Raw genomic sequence first — 2,500 nt, forward strand, 5'->3', positions numbered from 1 at the left:
TGATTCCCCGCTGCCAAGAAAAGCTTCTAGCGAGATAAAAGGTGCCTGTACCGCAAACCGACACAGGTAGGCGAGGAGAGAATCCTAAGGTGTGCGAGAGAACTCTGGTTAAGGAACTCGGCAAAATGACCCCGTAACTTCGGGAGAAGGGGTGCTTTCTTAACGGAAAGCCGCAGTGAATAGGCCCAAGCGACTGTTTAGCAAAAACACAGCTCTCTGCGAAGCCGTAAGGCGAAGTATAGGGGGTGACACCTGCCCGGTGCTGGAAGGTTAAGGAGAGGGGTTAGCGTAAGCGAAGCTCTGAACTGAAGCCCCAGTAAACGGCGGCCGTAACTATAACGGTCCTAAGGTAGCGAAATTCCTTGTCGGGTAAGTTCCGACCCGCACGAAAGGTGTAACGATTTGGGCACTGTCTCAACCAGAGACTCGGTGAAATTATAGTACCTGTGAAGATGCAGGTTACCCGCGACAGGACGGAAAGACCCCGTGGAGCTTTACTGTAGCCTGATATTGAATTTTGGTACAGTTTGTACAGGATAGGCGGGAGCCATTGAAACCGGAGCGCTAGCTTCGGTGGAGGCGCTGGTGGGATACCGCCCTGACTGTATTGAAATTCTAACCTACGGGTCTTATCGACCCGGGAGACAGTGTCAGGTGGGCAGTTTGACTGGGGCGGTCGCCTCCTAAAGTGTAACGGAGGCGCCCAAAGGTTCCCTCAGAATGGTTGGAAATCATTCGTAGAGTGCAAAGGCATAAGGGAGCTTGACTGCGAGACCTACAAGTCGAGCAGGGACGAAAGTCGGGCTTAGTGATCCGGTGGTTCCGCATGGAAGGGCCATCGCTCAACGGATAAAAGCTACCCCGGGGATAACAGGCTTATCTCCCCCAAGAGTCCACATCGACGGGGAGGTTTGGCACCTCGATGTCGGCTCATCGCATCCTGGGGCTGTAGTCGGTCCCAAGGGTTGGGCTGTTCGCCCATTAAAGCGGTACGCGAGCTGGGTTCAGAACGTCGTGAGACAGTTCGGTCCCTATCCGTCGTGGGCGTAGGAAATTTGAGAGGAGCTGTCCTTAGTACGAGAGGACCGGGATGGACGCACCGCTGGTGTACCAGTTGTTCTGCCAAGGGCATAGCTGGGTAGCTATGTGCGGAAGGGATAAGTGCTGAAAGCATCTAAGCATGAAGCCCCCCTCAAGATGAGATTTCCCATAGCGTAAGCTAGTAAGATCCCTGAAAGATGATCAGGTTGATAGGTTCGAGGTGGAAGCATGGTGACATGTGGAGCTGACGAATACTAATAGATCGAGGACTTAACCATATAATATGTAGCAATGTTATCTAGTTTTGAAGGAATATGCCTTCATAGTTTGGTGATGATGGCAGAGAGGTCACACCCGTTCCCATACCGAACACGGAAGTTAAGCTCTCTAGCGCCGATGGTAGTTGGGACCTTGTCCCTGTGAGAGTAGGACGTCGCCAAGCAAGAACCTAAGTCATTTTGACTTAGGTTTTTTTGTGTTTATTTTTATTATTTTAAATTTAAAGGTAAGAATTACCTTTATAAGAATATAGTCCAGATGTAACAAGAATGTTTGTGATCTTATATAAAAAGGTTATATGAAAAGTAGCAATCTAGCTCTTTTAACATAACCTTTTGTGTTTTTAAAGGATTTTACATTAGAAAAAATCTATAATTAAGGTAGTTAACATATATTTTTGATGGGTGTGGGGGATTATGAAAGAAATATGCATGTTATTAGTGGCTGTTATATTATGGGGCACAGCCATTGCGCCAACAAAATGGGCGTTAGAATCTATTCAGCCGTTTACTTTGTTGTTTATTCGTCTTTTCTTTGCAGGTGGAATTTGTATGCTATTCTCATTTAAGCAACTACAAAAATCAGTTGTACATAAAAAAGTTCCATGGAAAAGAATGAGTTTGTTAGCTTTTACCGGTGTAGCTGGTTATTTTATGTTTACATCCTACGGTATTTCTTTAACCAGTGGATTACATGTGAGTATTATAGATGCTGCATTACCATTAGTTACAATTCTTTTTTCAGCACTCTTTTTGAAAGAGAAAATTCGATTGAATTATTGGATAGGAATTATATTGGGTGCTATAGGAGTACTCTTTATTACGATTCCATCTAAAAGTGCTAATCAAGAAGTGTCTTTAATAGGAGATATACTGATATTATTAAGTACTTTTCTATTTGCTTTCTACACAGTTTTGCTAAAACGGCCAAAACAAGAACAGTATTTATCAAACGAGGTTTTTACAACATTAACTTTAATTATTGGAGCTGTTATTCTCTTACCGTTTGCACTGGTAGAAATTTTTTATTACGGTCTCCCAAAGGTTGAAACTTGGAAAACGGGACTTAGTGTAATATACCTTGTTATTGGAGCAACAATTTTAGCATATTGGTTTTGGAATAAAGCGCTAGAGAGAGTTTCAGCATCAGTAAGCGGATTATATTTAAATGCATTACCATT

Annotated in this window: 1 protein-coding gene and 2 rRNA genes (2 of these 3 running past the window's edge); all 3 read left to right on the top strand. The window is 43.8% G+C overall.

All coding sequences use genetic code 11. The features are described from left to right. Positions 1-1,319, top strand: a 23S ribosomal RNA gene (locus BHV55_RS01660) (it extends 1,604 nt beyond the left edge of the window). A 48-nt stretch (positions 1,320-1,367) separates the two neighbouring features. Continuing rightward, a 5S ribosomal RNA gene (rrf, locus tag BHV55_RS01665) occupies positions 1,368-1,483 on the top strand. Positions 1,484-1,736: 253 nt separating this feature from the next. Next, positions 1,737-2,500 carry the 5' portion of a DMT family transporter gene (locus BHV55_RS01670; protein ID WP_000658284.1) on the top strand. Its footprint extends 157 nt past the window's final position, so 764 of the gene's 921 nt are visible here — the first part of the coding sequence; its start codon is at positions 1,737-1,739; the stop codon falls past the right edge of the window.

Source organism: Bacillus sp. RZ2MS9 (assembly GCF_001816185.2).
GTDB lineage: Bacteria > Bacillota > Bacilli > Bacillales > Bacillaceae_G > Bacillus_A > Bacillus_A cereus.